This window comes from Leucobacter fengyongliangi, from assembly GCF_050971685.1.
In the GTDB taxonomy this organism is placed as follows: Bacteria; Actinomycetota; Actinomycetes; order Actinomycetales; family Microbacteriaceae; genus Leucobacter.
This window is the reverse complement of record NZ_JBPCEU010000004.1, coordinates 75,069-90,025: the sequence shown is the minus strand read 5'-3', so window position 1 is coordinate 90,025 and position 14,957 is coordinate 75,069. Positions and strand designations below refer to the sequence as shown.

14 protein-coding genes are annotated in these 14,957 nt (G+C 67.7%); 6 read left to right on the top strand and 8 right to left on the bottom strand.

Features of this window, described 5'->3' with window-relative positions; all coding sequences use genetic code 11:
* Positions 1-268: 268 nt before the first annotated feature.
* The 4 genes from ACR0R4_RS04350 to ACR0R4_RS04335 are packed head-to-tail and all read right to left on the bottom strand — an operon-like array spanning position 269 to position 4,533.
* Positions 269-1,381 carry an extracellular solute-binding protein gene (locus tag ACR0R4_RS04350; protein WP_433646131.1) on the bottom strand — a complete coding sequence of 371 codons (1,113 nt, stop codon included), beginning with the start codon at positions 1,379-1,381 and terminating at the stop codon, positions 269-271.
* Positions 1,374-2,285, bottom strand: a complete 912-nt coding sequence (locus ACR0R4_RS04345) for an ABC transporter permease (RefSeq protein WP_433646130.1) — start codon at positions 2,283-2,285, stop codon at positions 1,374-1,376. Before ACR0R4_RS04345 ends, ACR0R4_RS04350 begins: the two co-directional genes overlap by 8 nt.
* The gene (locus ACR0R4_RS04340) at positions 2,282-3,247 is read right to left on the bottom strand and encodes an ABC transporter permease (RefSeq protein WP_433646129.1); all 966 of its coding nucleotides are present in this window, start codon (positions 3,245-3,247) and stop codon (positions 2,282-2,284) included. The genes ACR0R4_RS04345 and ACR0R4_RS04340 overlap by 4 nt, the downstream gene beginning before the upstream one ends.
* Entirely contained in the window at positions 3,244-4,533 is a 1,290-nt protein-coding gene (locus ACR0R4_RS04335; RefSeq protein ID WP_433646128.1) for an ABC transporter ATP-binding protein, read from the bottom strand. Before ACR0R4_RS04335 ends, ACR0R4_RS04340 begins: the two co-directional genes overlap by 4 nt.
* Positions 4,534-4,769: 236 nt before the next feature.
* Here ACR0R4_RS04335 and ACR0R4_RS04330 point away from each other — a divergent pair, with 236 nt between their 5' ends.
* The 5 genes from ACR0R4_RS04330 (at position 4,770) to ACR0R4_RS04310 (ending at position 8,623) form a co-directional block, all read left to right on the top strand.
* Positions 4,770-5,453, top strand: a complete 684-nt coding sequence (locus tag ACR0R4_RS04330) for a TetR/AcrR family transcriptional regulator C-terminal domain-containing protein (protein ID WP_433646127.1) — start codon at positions 4,770-4,772, stop codon at positions 5,451-5,453.
* A complete protein-coding gene (locus tag ACR0R4_RS04325; RefSeq protein WP_433646126.1) occupies positions 5,450-7,213 on the top strand; it encodes an amidohydrolase in 1,764 nt (587 codons plus the stop codon). Before ACR0R4_RS04330 ends, ACR0R4_RS04325 begins: the two co-directional genes overlap by 4 nt.
* A gap of 190 nt (positions 7,214-7,403) precedes the next feature.
* The gene (locus ACR0R4_RS04320) at positions 7,404-7,601 is read left to right on the top strand and encodes a helix-turn-helix domain-containing protein (RefSeq protein WP_433646125.1); all 198 of its coding nucleotides are present in this window, start codon (positions 7,404-7,406) and stop codon (positions 7,599-7,601) included.
* Between the two features lie 106 nt (positions 7,602-7,707).
* Complete coding sequence (locus ACR0R4_RS04315; RefSeq protein WP_433646124.1) at positions 7,708-8,019, top strand: HipA N-terminal domain-containing protein; 312 nt, start codon at positions 7,708-7,710, stop codon at positions 8,017-8,019.
* 49 nt (positions 8,020-8,068) lie between these two features.
* Positions 8,069-8,623: a HipA domain-containing protein gene (locus ACR0R4_RS04310; protein WP_433646123.1), complete on the top strand. Its 555-nt coding sequence runs from the start codon at positions 8,069-8,071 to the stop codon at positions 8,621-8,623.
* 104 nt (positions 8,624-8,727) lie between these two features.
* On the opposite strand, the gene ACR0R4_RS04305 is transcribed toward ACR0R4_RS04310, so the two are convergent.
* The 3 genes from ACR0R4_RS04305 to ACR0R4_RS04295 all read right to left on the bottom strand — a co-directional run bounded on the left by ACR0R4_RS04305 (position 8,728) and on the right by ACR0R4_RS04295 (position 12,358).
* The gene (locus ACR0R4_RS04305; protein ID WP_433646121.1) at positions 8,728-10,218 is read right to left on the bottom strand and encodes a chromate transporter; all 1,491 of its coding nucleotides are present in this window, start codon (positions 10,216-10,218) and stop codon (positions 8,728-8,730) included.
* Positions 10,219-10,731: 513 nt separating this feature from the next.
* On the bottom strand, positions 10,732-11,679 hold the full coding sequence (gene rarD, locus ACR0R4_RS04300) for an EamA family transporter RarD (protein ID WP_433646120.1): 948 nt from the start codon (positions 11,677-11,679) through the stop codon (positions 10,732-10,734).
* A gap of 226 nt (positions 11,680-11,905) precedes the next feature.
* Positions 11,906-12,358: a GNAT family N-acetyltransferase gene (locus tag ACR0R4_RS04295; RefSeq protein WP_433646119.1), complete on the bottom strand. Its 453-nt coding sequence runs from the start codon at positions 12,356-12,358 to the stop codon at positions 11,906-11,908.
* 225 nt (positions 12,359-12,583) lie between these two features.
* Here ACR0R4_RS04295 and ACR0R4_RS04290 point away from each other — a divergent pair, with 225 nt between their 5' ends.
* Positions 12,584-13,741, top strand: a complete 1,158-nt coding sequence (locus tag ACR0R4_RS04290) for a C45 family autoproteolytic acyltransferase/hydrolase (protein WP_433646118.1) — start codon at positions 12,584-12,586, stop codon at positions 13,739-13,741.
* A gap of 35 nt (positions 13,742-13,776) precedes the next feature.
* On the opposite strand, the gene ACR0R4_RS04285 is transcribed toward ACR0R4_RS04290, so the two are convergent.
* Positions 13,777-14,841 (bottom strand): LLM class flavin-dependent oxidoreductase, encoded by a 1,065-nt coding sequence (locus ACR0R4_RS04285; protein WP_433646117.1) that lies wholly within the window; start codon positions 14,839-14,841, stop codon positions 13,777-13,779.
* Positions 14,842-14,957 lie beyond the last annotated feature (116 nt).

Genomic DNA, 14,957 nt, shown 5'->3' with positions numbered 1-14,957 from the left:
TCCGATTTTGTGCGATCGTGCAGAAATACTCGCTGGTTGGGCTTAGTCTACGCATCTCGGGCCAGAATCTGCAAGATTGTGCATATTGGGTTGATCTTGCGCCTGTCTTGCGTCGTTCGAGGCATCTGATCTCATTGCATCTGCGTGATCGTGCACCCCAAGGGAAGAGGTGCGGAAACGCAGCGGCCCCCGCGATCCACTGGGGGTGAAATCGCGGGGGCCGCTGTGTGTGCGAGAGGTGCCGGCTCTGCCGAACCGGCACGCCTGCCTAACCCTTGAAGGTCTCGAAGATCTTCGTGTAGTTCGACATTTCCTCGTTGTTGCAGGGGGTGACCGGCTTCGCGCCGTCGTAGCCCTCGGGAACCACGATCGCCGAGCTGTTCTTCAACTCGTCGCTCATGAGCTCGTCGGTGCCCTCGACGCCCGAGGCGTAGGCCTGGAAGTTGACCGCGACGGCCATATTCTCGGGAACGAGCATCCAGTTCAGGAAGGTCTTGGCCTGATCCACATTCTTCGCACCCGACGGGATCGCGAAGTTATCCTGCCACAGCGCGATGCCCTCCTCCGGGTACACGAACTTCAGGCTCGGGCGATCGATCGCGGCCCGGTGACCGGCACCGTTCCAGATCATTGCCATCGCCTGCTCGCCGTTCGCAAGACGCTCCAAGATGCCGTCGCTGTTGATGGTGTCGACGCGCGGCTTGAACTGCATGAGCAGATCCTGCGCGGCCTGCAGCTCGGCGCCGTCGGTGGTGCAGAAGTCACCGCCGGTCACGCGCAGTGCCGAGTTCACGACCTCGGTCTGATCGTTCATGGTGCCGACGTTGCCGGCCGAGGCGGGCGGGTTGAAGTAGTCGGCCCACGAGTCGAGCTCTTCGGTGATCACCGCGGTGTCGTACATGAACGACGTGGTGCCGTAGAGATACGGGGTCGTGTACTTGCGGCCCTCGTCGAAGTAGACATCCATGAAGTCGTCTTTGATGTTGCCGCCGTTGGGGAGGCTCTGCGAGTCGAACTCGAGCAGCATGCCGTCGTTCGCGAGGATCTCGACCATGTAGTCGCTCGGCACGACCACGTCGTAGCCGGCGCCGTCAGACGCGCGCAGCTTCGCCTCGAGGCTCTCGTTCGAGTCGAAGAAGTCGACGTTGAGCTTGATGCCCGTCTCGTCGGTGAACTTCTTCACGAGCTCGTCGGGGAAGTAGTCGCTCCACGTGTAGAGGTTTACCTCGCCGCTCGTCGCCTCGACGTACTCGGTAGATGCAGCGGCCTCGCCGCCGCCCGAGTCAGAGACTCCGCCGCCGCAGGAGGTGAGGGCGAGCGCGCCCACGGCCGAGATGGCCAGTGCTGAGGCGATCCTGCGCCCCGTTTTGGTATTACGCATGTTGCTTACTCCTTCGTTGTGATTGCCAGAAAGTGATGAGGGTGACGACGATCGCGAGCACGAGCAGCATCGTTGCGATGACGTTTACTGCGGGGCTCGCGCCGCGCCGGATCAAGCTGAACAGGAACACGGGCAGCGGGGTCGCGCCGGAGGCCGACAGGAAGTTCGAGATGATGAAGTCGTCGAGCGAGATCACGAACGCGAGGATCGCGCCCGAGATGATGCCGGGCACCAGCAGCGGCAGCGTGATGCGCCGGAACATCTGCCAGGTGTTCGCACCCAGGTCGGTCGCCGCCTCGAAGTAGGTGGTGCCGAGGCTGCGCAAGCGGGCGCGGATCGGCATGAGCGCGAACGGGATACAGAACGAGGTGTGCGCGAGCATGAGCGCGGTCATTCCGGGCGGCAGGCCGATCATGCGAATGAAGCCGAGGGTCGCGACCGCGAGCACGATCTCGGGAATCACGAGCGGGGCCGTGAGGATCGCCGTCGCGATCGCGCTGCCCTTTGCGCGCAGCCGCTCGACCGAGAGCGCGAACAGGATCGAGAACGCCGTCGCCACGACGGTCGCAACCACCGCGATCTGCAGCGACACCCACACCGAGCTCAGCAGGTTCGCGTTCTGCGCCACCTCGCCGAACCAGCGCACGCTGAAGCCCTTCCAGATGAGCGCCGAGTCGCCGTCGTTGAACGCGTAGATCGTGGTGATGAGGATCGGCACGTAGAGGAACACGATGCCGAAGATCGCGATCGGGGCGATGCCCGGGAAGTCGCGCAGCCGCAGCGCGCGCGGGGATTTGCGGGGCTGGGTCACAGGCTGTGCTGCGGCGGTGGATGGCACAGCGGCGGCAGCGCCGGGCGCGCCGGTCGTTGCGGCGGATCCACTGCTGGTGGCGGGTGCGGTCATAGCGAGATCTCCACCTTCTTGCCCGACTTTCTCGAGTACAGCGCAATCGCGATCAGCGCGACCATGAGCAGCACGAGCGTGATCACCGACAGGGCCGCACCAAACGGCCAGTTGCGCGAGTCGCCAAACTGCGACGCGATCAGGTTGCCGATCAGCAGCACCTTCCCCCCGCCGAGCAGCACGGGCTGCACGTACGAGCCGAACGCCGGCATGAACACGAGCAGCACGCCCGAGATGATGCCCGGGGTCGCGAGCGGCAAGATAATGCGGCGGATCACCGTCGACTTGCGCGCCCCCAGGTCGTACGCGGCCTCGGCGAGGCGGAAGTCGAAGCCCGCAAGCGACGCGTAGATCGGCAGCACCATAAACGGCAGGAATGTGTAGATCAGGCCGAGCTGCGAGGCCATCGGCGTGTAGAGCAGATCCATCTGCGGGAGGCCGAGCGCGGCCGCCCCGGTGTTCACGATGCCGTTGTCGTTCAGGATCAGCATCCACGCGTAGGTGCGCACGAGCAGGTTGGTCCAGAAGGGCACCGTGATGAGCATCACCAGCAGGTTCTGCTTCTTCTCGGGGCGAGTGGCGATCCACAGGGCGATGGGAAACGCGAGGATCAGGCAGACGATCGTGGTGATCGCGGCCTGCCACAGCGAATCGCCGAACACCGACAGGTAGCGCGGGTCGAAGGCCGTGTTGCCGAGGAAGTCTGACTGGAAGAGGAAGTTGACGTAGGGCTCGAGCGTGAACTCGTAGATGATGCCGCCGCCGGTGGGCGGGCGCGTCATGAACGAGAAGATCACGATGATGACGAGCGGGCCGATGGTGAAGAGCGCGGCCACGATCAGCGCCGGGATCACCGCGAACCACGGGAAGCGGCCGGGCACCTTCGGCTGTTTCTTGCGCTTCGTCGCGAGCGGCACCAGGTTCACGCCCGTGCGGTCGTCGCGCACGGTGGGGGTGCTCATTGTGCAGCCTGCGGTTTCGCGTGGGTGGCGGCACGGCCGGGTGCCCCGTGCCCCGCGGCGGTCTCGGGGGTGAGGGGCCGCAGCGCCACTGGGTCGGCGTAGAGCGACACCTCGGCGTCGGGCTGCACCTCGGCCGGGAACGGCGGCGGCACCCGCACCGCGAGTTCCGTGCCGTCGGCCAACATCACGTTGCAGCGCAGGTCGGTGCCCATGTACACGAGCTTCGAGATGCGGCCCGACGCGAAGCGCACACCGGTCGGGGTGAGGCTCACCCGTTCGGGGCGAATGGTGAGGGTTACCTCGCCATTCGGGGTGTCAACGACCTTGGGCAGGGTCACCGAATCGCCGCCCGGCAGCGTCACCACGAGGCGCTGATCCGCCCCGCTGTTCTCGTGAGAGACTCCGCTGCTGTTGCTGCTGCTGCTGCTGCGCTTGCCGCCGCCCTCGCCGCCGCCCTCGCCGCTGCCGGCCACGCGCTGGGCTGGCGTCGTCACGAAGTTGGTTTCGCCGATGAAGTCGGCCACGAAGCGGCTCGCCGGCTTCTCGTAGATCTCTTCGGGGGTGCCGATCTGCTCGGGGCGGCCCTGATTGAAGACCGCGATGCGGTCGCCCATGCTCAGCGCCTCCTCCTGATCGTGCGTGACAAAGACGAAGGTGATGCCGGTGGTGCGCTGCAGGCGCTTCAGCTCGGACTGCATGCCGCGGCGCAGCTTGAGATCGAGCGCGGCCAGCGGCTCGTCGAGCAGCAACACCTGCGGCTGCTTCGCCAACGCACGGGCGAGGGCGACGCGCTGCTGCTGGCCGCCCGAGAGCTGCGCCGGCTTGCGATTCGCCATCTCCGAGAGCTGCACGAGCTCGAGCATCTCGGTGACGCGGGCGGCCACCTCCGCCTTCGGGCGCCCCTCCATCTCGAGGCCGAACGCGATGTTTTGCGCGATGGTCAGGTGCGGAAACAGCGCGTACGACTGGAAGACCGTGTTGACCGGCCTGGCGTGCGGGGCGAGCTGGTCGATGCGCTGATTTCCCAGGTGGATCTCGCCGCCGTCGAGCGTGTCGAGCCCGGCGATCGAGCGCAGCAGGGTGGTCTTGCCGCACCCCGACGGGCCGAGCATCACGAAGAACTCACCCTGTTTGATGGTGAACGACACGTCGTCGATCGCGTTGACGTGCGTCTTCTCGGGGGTGATGAAGGTCTTGCGTGCGTGCGAGATCGTGAGTTCGCGCGAGGGGGAATCGGTGGGATTGACGCGGTCGTGCCCGCTGATTGTCGGGATGGGCGTGGTCATAAATCGCCTGCTTCCTGAAAACCCGAGCCCGCATCGGTGCGAGCCTGTGTTGGTGTGGCTCGCACGAGTGCGAGCCGGTGAAGTCGGGATCCGCTTCGGTGCGAACCCTTGTGATCGATAAACCTAATGGGGTTAGATAAGGAGCGCAAGGGTCGTGATGCGACCGTTTCCGCATGGTTACCAACTTGAAATCTTGAAGCAACAACCATGAGCGACGCTGCGATGGGAGGTGAGCAATGGGTGAAACGTCGACCCCTGACGCGGACACTCCACGCAAAGCTGGAAGGCCCACGCGCCCCGCCCTCACCGAAGACTCCATCGCCCGCGAGGCGCTCGCGATCATCGACGAGCTCGGCTGGGCGGCCTGCACCATGAAGGTGCTTGCCCAGCGCCTCGGGGTGCGTGCGCCCTCGCTCTACCACCACGTCGACGGGCAGAAGGGCATCGTCGACCTCGTTCGCGCGCTCGTGGTGCGCGAGATCCACACCCCCGAACTTGACCGGCAGCCCTGGGATGAGGCGATCCACACCTTCGGGCTCGCCTACTACCGCGCCTTCGCGCGCCACCCCAACACCATTCAGGTGCTGTCAACGACGCCGGTGCGCGACGCCGGCACACTCGCGATGTATGAACTCTTTCTGCGCACGCTTACCGAGCAGGGCTTTGAGCCCGTGCGCGCGTTTGAGGCGCTGCTCGGGCTCGAGCACCTCGCCCTTGGTTTCGCCTACGAGTGGAACGCCGAAGACCTCATGCTCGACCCCGACGTGGTGGCGGCTCAGGGCGCACCGATCCTCGCGTCGATTACGCGCGGGCGCACCGACCAGCGACGCGTCGCCGAGACGACGTTCATGAATCTCCTCAGCCGCTACATCGAAATGTTCCGCCACGAACTCGACGACCTGAAAGGCGCCACCGCATGAGTACCAATGGCCCGAAGCACGCCGACCAGACACACGCTGCACAGAACCAGGCTGCACAGACGCGCGCTGCACAGAACCAGGCTGCACAGACACACGCCGACCAGGCGCACGCGACCTCAGCAGAGCACGCCTCGGCCGAGCTGGTGATCCACAATGCCCGCATCTTCAGCGACGGGGCCATGTTGCCGCACACCGCGCTCGCCGCAGCGGGTGGGCGCATCGTGGCGCTCGGTGGCGACGAGATTGTGGAGAGCTTCGCCGCAGCCCGGGTTATCGATGCCCGCGGGGGGCTCGTCACCCCGAGCTTCGTCGACGCGCACGTGCACACCACGATTGGCGGCATCGAGTCGCTGCGGTGCGACCTGACGGCGTGCACGAACGCCGAGGAGGTCTACGCCGAGATCGCCCGGTACGCGGCGGCGAACCCCGAGCTGCCGTGGATCGTGGGCGGCGGATGGCGGATGCCGCAGTTCGCCGGCGGCACCCCGCTGCGCGAGGACCTCGACCGCGTGGTGCCCGACCGCCCGGTGTATCTCATCAACGCCGACCACCACGGGGCGTGGGCGAACACGCGTGCGCTCGAACTCGCCGGCGTCACCGCCGAGACCCCCGACCCCGCCGACGGGCGCATCGAGCGCGACGCCACGGGCGCACCGGCGGGCACCCTGCAGGAGGGGGCCGCCGAGCTCGTCGCCGCAGTGATTCCCGAGACGACCGACGCCGAGATGCGGGCCGGCCTGCTCGCGGGCGAACAGGTGATGTTCCGCTACGGCATCACCGGGTGGCAGGAGGCGATCCTCGGCAGTTACGCCGGCTACACCGACTTCACCCCGGTCTACCGTTCGCTCATCGACGCGGGCGAACTGCGCGGGCGGGCGAGCGGGGCGCTGTGGGTGTCGCGCGACTTTGACGGGATGTCGATCGCAGACTTCGTGGCCGATCTCGAGCGGCGGCGCGCGCAGTACGAACGCGAGGGGCTCACGCTCGACACCGCGAAGATCATGGTCGACGGGGTGCCCGAGAACGAGACCGCCGCGATGGAAGAGCCCTATATCGCCGAGTGCTCCTGCACCGGTGGATCAGGCCTCGCCTACTTCAGCCGCGAGCAACTGCTCGAGCTCGTGCCGCTGCTCAACGCCCGCGGCTTCACCGCGCACTTTCACGCCATCGGCGATCGCGCGGTGCGGTACGCGCTCGACGCGGTGGCCGCGGTTCCCGAGGCGGATCGCGCCCGCGTGCGCAACCACATCGCTCACCTGCAGATCATCAATCCCGAAGACCTGCCCCGCTTCGCAGAGCTCGGCGTGACCGCCAACCTGCAGGCGCTGTGGGCGTGCCTCGACGCGCAGATGCTCACCCTCACGATGCCCCTCATGGGGGAGGAACGGGCCGGGTGGCAGTACCAGTTCGCGTCGCTCGAGGGCGCGGGGGCCGCGCTTGCCTGTGGCTCCGATTGGCCGGTCTCGAGCCCCGACCCGTGGCTGGCGATGCACGTGGCGGTGACGCGCCGCGAGCCCGGGGTGACGGAGTTTGATCCACTGCTGCCCGACGAGGCGCTGTCGCTGTCGTCGATCCTCACCGCGTACACGCGCGGGTCGCACGAGTTGCTCGGCATGCCGGGCGGGCGCATCGCGGTCGGCGAGGTGTGCGATGTGGCGGTGGCGGATCGCGACCCGTTCGCGGCAGATGCGGCCGAGATCCACCTCACCCGCAATCGGGTCACCGTGCTTGCCGGAGAGGTCGTGTACGAGGCGGAGTGATCCGCCGCCCCGCGGAACCCCGCCCCGCCCCCTGCACCCCGCCCCGGCACTCCGTCCCCTTGCGCCTGGCTGTTGGCCATGAATTGCACGAAAGGGTAGTCAGGCCCGAGTGTTTACGTTATCGTAGTCAACGAGAAAACTTTACGAAAACGTTATCGGAGGCCGTGTGCAGGCGATTGTCACCAGTCCTATGGATGTCGGCCGCCTCGTGCGTCACGTGCGCCGGGCGCACGGCCTCACCCAGCGTGAGCTCGCGGAGCGCCTCGGCGTGACCCATCGGTGGCTCTCCGAACTTGAATCGGGCAAGGGAAAACAGGCCAACGAGCGGTATTTTCAGGTGCTCACCTCGCTCGGCATCAATCTGACGGCGACCGTCGATGAGCCGTGATCCACTGGAAGTGCGCCTCTCGGGTGTCTCGATCGGCGAGATCCGTGGCGACGGTTCGTTCGCTTGGGGTGGCGACTGGTCGTGAATCGCTCCGCTCAACTCACCCGTGCTGTCGCACTCGCTGCCCTTTGGCGCAGAGGGGCTTGACCCGGGGCCATTCTTCGGCGGGTTGCTGCCCGAAGGAATAGGACTGAGCCGGCTCGCGCGCGAGGCTCACGTGAGGGCAGACGATCTGTACGGGCTCCTCGCCGAGGATGGGGCTGATGTAGGTGGCAGCGTGACCATCGGCGAACCGCGCCCGCCACTCGAACCGATTGACATTGACGAAGACGAGTTTGATCGAATTCTTGCCCGCGCTGCCGGGTACATCCGCGGCGCAGCGGTGGGTGGGGGCGGATCCGCGCTGAGCCGACTCTGAACGGGCCAGCCTCGCGCAGATCGCCCGTTTACTGCCGGCCCCGTCACCGTTGCGGCGGGAGCCGGAGGCAACGGGCATCACGCTCGCGCCCCGAGAAAGACTCCTCGCGCTGACCGTGCTGAATGTTGCGTGCGGAAACACGGATGCGCATGCAAAGAACTTTTCCTTCATGCTGCCGGGGCTCAGTGGGGCGTTTGAGCCGCGCGGCCGCGTGGCGACGCTCGCCGATGCCTACGACATTGTTCCTCAGGTGCTTTTCGACCATGAGGCCGCTCTCCTCTCCATGCGGATCGGTGGAAAGAGATTCTGGCGCGAGATCACGGCCGAGCACCTCATCGATGAGGGCATCGGGTGGGGGTTGCCTCGTGCTCGAGTTGCGTGGGTGGTGGAGGAGACTCTGCGCCGCGTTCAGGGTGCGGTTGCAGAACTCGCGGAGAGTTCGGGTGCGGTGTCTGGTGATACCGACGGAGACACGCTCACGGGCGTGGATCGGCTCGTCCGGTTCCTGACAGAGGTCACGAGCAATCTGCTGCGGGGCGACCCTGCCTGGGCGGGGCGATCCATTCCGCCGGCCATCGCGATTACGGGTGTCCGTGGGCAGTAGATGCTCGAAAGCACGGGCTTTCCGACATCTACTGCCCACGGACTCGTGCGAGAGGAAAGCCCGAGTCGCCTGCGCGATGCGCGGGAGGCTGTGCAGTGCGCGGTTCAGGCGGCGAGGAGCGCCCCGCCGGCTGCGCCCACGAGCACGACCACCCACGGGGGAGTGCGCCACGACACCAGCAGCGCGAAGCACACGAGGGCGAGGGCGAAGGTCGCGGGATCCACTATCGCGGTGACGAATACCGGGTCGTAGAGCGCCGCCGCGAGGATGCCGACCACCGCCGCGTTCGCGCCGCGCATGATCGCCTGGGCGGGGCGCTTCGTGCGGAAGGTGTTCCAGAAGGGGAGCACTCCGACGAGCAGCAGCAGCCCCGGCAGAAACACCGCGACCAGCGCGATCGCGGCCGTCACGAGGCCCGCGGGGCCGGGCTCGGCGAGCGCTCCGAGGTACGCGGCAAACGTAAACAGTGGACCCGGCACGGCCTGCGCCGCGCCGTAGCCCGCGAGGAATGCGTCGGGGGTGACCCAGCCGGCGGGGTTTCCGGTCACGACCTCGGACTGCAGAAGGGGGAGCACGACGTGCCCACCGCCGAACACGAGCGCGCCCGCCCGATAGAAGGAGTCGGCCACGTGGATCGCGGTGCTGCCTGGCGCGGTGCTGCTTGGCGCGGTGCTGCCTGGCGAGGTTGTGCCTGCGGCGCTGGTGTTAGCGGCGCTGGTGACTGAGCCGTTGCCAGCGTTCGCGGCGGAACTTGTGCTTGGCGGGGTGCCGAGCGCGGCCGCGGCGGCCGGGAGCGCGACGAGTAGCGCAGCGAAGAGGCTGAGAGCGACGACGCCGGCGCGGCGCGAGACGGGAATGCGCAGGGCACCAGAACCCGCTGGCCCCTCGGCGCGACGAGCAGTCGAGTCGGTTGCCAGGCCGGTGGCGGGGCTGTCTTCTGCCTCAGCGGGTTCCGCAGCGGTTGGGCTGGCCGGCTTTCGGACGGGAGCACTGGTTGGGAGACCAGCGGGAGCGTCGCGACACAACAGGTATCCGGCCAGGGCGCCGAGCACGATCGCGCCGACCTGCCCCACCGGGCCGGCGACGAACAACACAAGAATCGCGGCGACCACCGCGATCGATGCCCGGCGCGCGTCGGGTGTCAGCGTGCGGGCCATGCCCCACACCGCCTGCGCGACGATCGCGACCGCGACGACCTTCAGCCCGGCGAGCACCCCCGCGCCGATCGCATTGTCAAAGAGCGTGGCCCCGTAGGCGAACGCCACGAGCAGGATCGCCGACGGCAGGGTGAAGGCGATCCACGCGGCAAGCGCGCCGAGCGGCCCCGCGCGAAACAGCCCCAGCGCGAACCCCACCTGACTCGACGCGGGCCCGGGGAGGAACTGGCCGAGCGCGACGAGATCCGCGTATTCGCTCTCGCGCACCCACCTGCGGCGGGTGACCAGTTCGTCGCGAAAGAACCCGAGGTGTGCGATCGGGCCGCCGAAGGAGGTGAGGCCGAGCTTCAGGAACGCGCGAAAGACCTCGCCGGCACTGCCGCGCGGCGCCGGGCCGGTGGTGGTCGCCGGTTCGTTTACAGGTGGATCCTCACGCACACCTCGCACGGTACCAGGTGAAAGTAGCGCGTGTGAGTCTGCGCCCCCCGGCAGGCGAGGTTGGGGAGGTGACCCGCTGCACGTGGGTGACGTGATCCCTCTCCGAGCTGGCCCCAGCGCCCGGGAAAGGGTGCGTTATTCACCTCAGGGTGCCCTATTTGCGGGAATAAGGCACCCCGAGGTGAACAAGGCACCCGGGTGCGCAGGGGTCAGCGCCCACTCGCGAGCGCCCCTGCGACCCGGCTGCCCAGCGACCCAGCTGCCCTGCTGCCCGGCTGCGCGCGGGCCAGCGCCCGCTCGCGAGCGACCCGGCAACCCTGCTGCCCTGCTGCCGGAAGGCCGGTAGGGCGCAAGTGGCGCGTTGCACGCAGGTGAAGCACCCACTTGCGCCCTACCTGGTCGGGGCATCTACGCGAGGGGCACCTGCGCGAGGGGCATCCAAGCGAGGGGCATCCAAGCGATGGGCACCTGCGCGAGGGGCACCTGCGCGAGGGGCATCCAAGCGAGGGGCATCTACGCGAGGGGAATCGGCTGGGTCGTCGGAGGCGGTTCGCCCGGGCGGCGCCGCTTCGACCGCGCCAGCCCAACCGTCCCGCCGATCACGAGAATCAGCACGGCGGTCCAGATCGCGCCGTAGGTGAACCACTCGCCCGGCGCGATCCGCTCGCCGATCAGCACCGCTGCTACCACGAGCAGGGCCGGCTCGAGGTAGCTCAGCAGCCCGAAGATGCTCATCGAGAGGTAGCGCGAGGCGAGGAGGTAGAGCAGCAGCGCGAAGGCGGCGAAGAGGGAGAAGCTGGGTGCCGCCCACCACAGTGCGGGATTCGCGGCGAGTAGGGATCCACTGGAAAAATTGAGCCAGACCACCACGATCGCAACCGGGAACAGAACCGCTATCTCCCAAAACATCCCGCCGAGATGCCCTATGCCGATCGCGCGGCGCAGCACGAAATAGACGGGGTATCCGAGGGCGACGACGAGCGTCTCCCACGAGATGCCGCCGACGCGAATGATCTCAAACGCGACACCGGTCGCGGCGACAGCCGCGGCGATCCACTGCCACCAGACCATGCGGTCGCCGTAGAGGAAGCGGCCCACGAGCACGAGGACGAGCGGGAGAAGGAAGTAGCCGAGCGCGACCTGCATGGCGCGGCCGTTGAGGGGAGCCCAGCTGAAGATCCAGAGTTGGGCGGCGAGAAGCAGGCCCGATGCGACGACGCCGAGCGCGAGCAGCGGTGTGCGCCGGATGCGGCGGGCAACCTCTGCCGCGAGACCCCATCGGCGCAGGGCGATGAGCACCACCGCGATGAACGGCAGCGACACCAGGGTGCGCACCGCCCACACCGACTCGCCAGACATCGGGGCCAGCAGCGGGGTGAGGAAGTAGATCAGGCCGAATGAGACCGACGACCCGACCGAGACGAGTACGCCGCGCGACTGAGACTGGCCTGCGGTGGGCATGCTGCTCGCTTTCGGATGATGGAGGAGTGGGACTGGGCGAGTCTAGGTGCCAAGCCAAGTGGTGCGGAGAGAGGGGCGACGCGTGGCACGACGCGTGGCGCGACGCGTGGCGCAGGGAGGGTCACGAGGAGGAACTCGGGGAGAAACGGGGGACATGCACGGAGAGTGCAAATGGGCGAAAAAATGCCCCCACACCCTGCGGGCCGGGGGCATTCTCCGCGGTGCGCTAGAGGTCGATCGCGCCGATAACCTCGCCATACTCGGTCTCGCCCACCTGCTTGAAGCCGATCCGCAGGAAGAACTGCTCGGGGCCATCCTCGCCCCGTTCCCAGAGCACGGTGAGGCGCTCGACTCCGCGACGGCGCGCCTCCTCGATGAGGGCCTCGACCGCGAAGCGGCCCACGCCCTGGCCTTGCGCTTCGGCGTCGACGTTGATGCGCCACAGCGCCGCCTTAAACTCCTCCTGCAAAGCGTCGGGGTCAAAGTTGCCGTGAATGAACCCGACCACTCGGTCGTCGTCGAGCACCACGCGCTGCCAGGCGGTGTGTACGGGGGTCACGGCCGCGGCCGCCGCGTACGACACGGGGCTCACAAACTGCTCTTGGCCCGGTTTCAGCCCAAGGCTGTTGACGTGCACGATCGTGGAGGCGGACAGTTCTTCGAGTCTGAGGTGGCTCATGCTTTCAGGCTAGCGTGCATCGCCGCGAGCGCAAGTGCGGTGATCCACCATTGTGGATCGAGGTATCTCGACATCGAGATACCTCAACACGGGTCTCCTTGCTGCGGGGAAGTGGCGAGGCTGGGGTGTCGCGGGGTAGGAGAGTCTCACCCATCGCGGCGGTCGAGTGTGAGAGCGTGGAGTGATCCACCCGCTAACCAAACCGAAAGCCGCACTCAGCAGACCATGACTCACACGAATCCCGGCACCGATTCCGCAGTGGGCACGCGCCATTCGCGTGCCCACTTCGAGCTCGCGGGCACCACCCCGCGCGAGCTCGGGCGCGCACGCGGGCTGGCACTGCGCGACACGATCGACGCTGCCTACCGGGGGTATGCCGCGATCTTTCGCGCGGTCGGCGTCAGCGAAGCGGCCGAGCGCGAGTCCGCCGCCGCATCGTTCGCCGCGGTTGAGGCCTGGCGCCCCGAAATCGCCGAGGAACTCCGCGCGGTCGCCGACGCATCGGGGCTCGCCCTCGACCGGCTCATGGCGCTCAACGCGCGCACCGAGATCCTCGCGTTAGGCAACGCGCCTGCTCACGAGTGCTCGACGGTGTCGATCCGCCTCGGTGGTGCGATGCACAGCGTGCAGACCTGGGATTGGCACGCGGACCTCGCCGAGTTTTGGCACACCCAGACGGTTACTGGAGATGGTGCCGCCGGGAGTAGGGCCGCAGGGGGAGGCGAGACTGCCGGAGGCGCTCACCCGCGCCCGAACTACCGTTTCGCGGGCATCACCGAGCAGGGCATCCTCGCGAAGATCGGCCTCAACGAGGCAGGTCTCGCGGTCAACTTCAACATTCTGGGGCACGCCGCAGACGGGCCGGGGGGCGTGTCCGTGCACCTCCTCGCCTACGCGGTGCTGCGCGAGTGCGCGAACGTCGACGAAGCAATCGCGCTCGTGCGCGCCACCCCGGTAAGCGCCTCGACCTCGCTCACGCTCACCGACGCGGGCGGCGCCGTCTCGCTCGAGGTCACGCCGGTCGGCGTCTTCGAGGTGCCGCTGCGCGAGGGGGTCCTGATCCGCACGAACCACTTACAGCACTCCACGCCGCTGCGCGAGCAGAAGGCCTCGTACGAGCCCGACTCATCAGAGCGCTTCGACCTGCTCGAGCAGCGGATCGAGGCGTGCCGCCCTGCTGATCTCACCGCGCTGGTGGCGCTGCTCGAGAGCGGCGAGGGCGATCCGCCGCTGAGCTGCGTCGCCGATCCCGCGATGCCGCTCGGCGACCGGTGGGCGACCCTCGCAACCGTGGTGATGAGCCCGGCCGAGCGCCGCATCCGCGTGCTCGACGGCATGCCGACCGGGGCCGCCACGGGCGCCTGGCGGGAATTCACGCTCTAGACAGCGCGGGGCACGCCCCGCCCGCCGCCCGCCCGCTAGTCCGCGAGCAGCTCGCGCACGCGCGGGATCACCTCGCGGCCGTAGCGCTCGATGCTCGACATGAGCAGTGCGTGCGGCATCGTGCCGTTCGCGTACTTCAGATCGAAACGATCAGCACCCAGCGTGCGCACGGTCGCGGCGATCTTCTGGGCGACGGTTTCGGGGGATCCGACGTACATCGATCCACTGTCGGCCTCGTGCTCGAATTCGGCGCGCGCCGCCGGCGGCCACCCGCGCTCGCGCCCAAGCCGGTTGCGGAACGCCTCGTAGTGCGTCCACAGTTCGTCGCGCGCCTCGGCATCGGTCGCGCCCACGTGCCCCGGCGAGTGCACGCCGACGGGCATCTGCTCGCGCCCGAGCTCGCGCTGCGCGTTGCGGTACAGCTCGACAAACGGCAGGAACCGCTCGGGCTCGCCGCCGATGATCGCGAGCATCATCGGGATCCCCACCTGCACCGACCGCATTACCGAGTGCGGGCTGCCGCCCACGCCGATCCACGCCCGCACGCCGCCCTCTTGCTCGGTCTTCGGGAACACCTCCTGGTTCACGAGCGCCGCGCGATGCTTGCCCGACCACGTCACGGCACCCTCGCCGCGCAGCTGCGCGAACAGCTCGAGCTTCTCGTTAAACAATCCCTCGTAGTCGTTGAGGTTCAGCCCGAACAGGGGGAACGACTCGGTGAATGAGCCACGCCCCAGCACCACCTCGGCGCGACCGTTGCTCACCGCGTCGAGCGTCGCAAAGCGCTCGTACACCCGCACGGGGTCGTCGCTCGAGAGCACGGTGACGCCGGTGCCGAGCAGCATGCGCTCGGTGCGGCCGGCGATCGCCGCGAGTACGATCTCGGGTGAGCTGATCGCGAAGTCGTCGCGGTGGTGCTCGCCGAGTGTCAGCGCGTCGACCCCCAGTTGATCTGCGAGAACCGCCTGCTCAACCACATCGCGCAAAACCTGCGCGTGGTGGATCGGCTTCCCGTCCGGGCCGACGGTGACGTCGCCGAAGGTGTCGAGTCCGAGGATGAGCTGCGAATGATCCACTGCGGGAGAAGTATTCAGATTCATATAATCTTCAACTAAGCGCGCGCCCGCGATATTCCCGCGAATCTTGCCCGGTTTCTGAGGGTGGATCGCGCCGCTCGCCCGGCGTGGTGCGCCTGCCCCACTTCAATGTGACGCAA

Excerpts from the sequence above, each read along its gene's own strand:
- ACR0R4_RS04350 (WP_433646131.1), bottom strand. The coding sequence starts at position 1,381 with ATGCGTAATACCAAAACGGGGCGCAGGATCGCCTCAGCACTGGCCATC.
- ACR0R4_RS04345 (WP_433646130.1), bottom strand. The coding sequence starts at position 2,285 with ATGACCGCACCCGCCACCAGCAGTGGATCCGCCGCAACGACCGGCGCG.
- ACR0R4_RS04340 (WP_433646129.1), bottom strand. The coding sequence starts at position 3,247 with ATGAGCACCCCCACCGTGCGCGACGACCGCACGGGCGTGAACCTGGTG.
- ACR0R4_RS04335 (WP_433646128.1), bottom strand. The coding sequence starts at position 4,533 with ATGACCACGCCCATCCCGACAATCAGCGGGCACGACCGCGTCAATCCC.
- ACR0R4_RS04330 (WP_433646127.1), top strand. The coding sequence starts at position 4,770 with ATGGGTGAAACGTCGACCCCTGACGCGGACACTCCACGCAAAGCTGGA.
- ACR0R4_RS04325 (WP_433646126.1), top strand. The coding sequence starts at position 5,450 with ATGAGTACCAATGGCCCGAAGCACGCCGACCAGACACACGCTGCACAG.
- ACR0R4_RS04320 (WP_433646125.1), top strand. The coding sequence starts at position 7,404 with ATGGATGTCGGCCGCCTCGTGCGTCACGTGCGCCGGGCGCACGGCCTC.
- rarD (WP_433646120.1), bottom strand. The coding sequence starts at position 11,679 with ATGCCCACCGCAGGCCAGTCTCAGTCGCGCGGCGTACTCGTCTCGGTC.
- ACR0R4_RS04295 (WP_433646119.1), bottom strand. The coding sequence starts at position 12,358 with ATGAGCCACCTCAGACTCGAAGAACTGTCCGCCTCCACGATCGTGCAC.
- ACR0R4_RS04290 (WP_433646118.1), top strand. The coding sequence starts at position 12,584 with ATGACTCACACGAATCCCGGCACCGATTCCGCAGTGGGCACGCGCCAT.
- ACR0R4_RS04285 (WP_433646117.1), bottom strand. The coding sequence starts at position 14,841 with ATGAATCTGAATACTTCTCCCGCAGTGGATCATTCGCAGCTCATCCTC.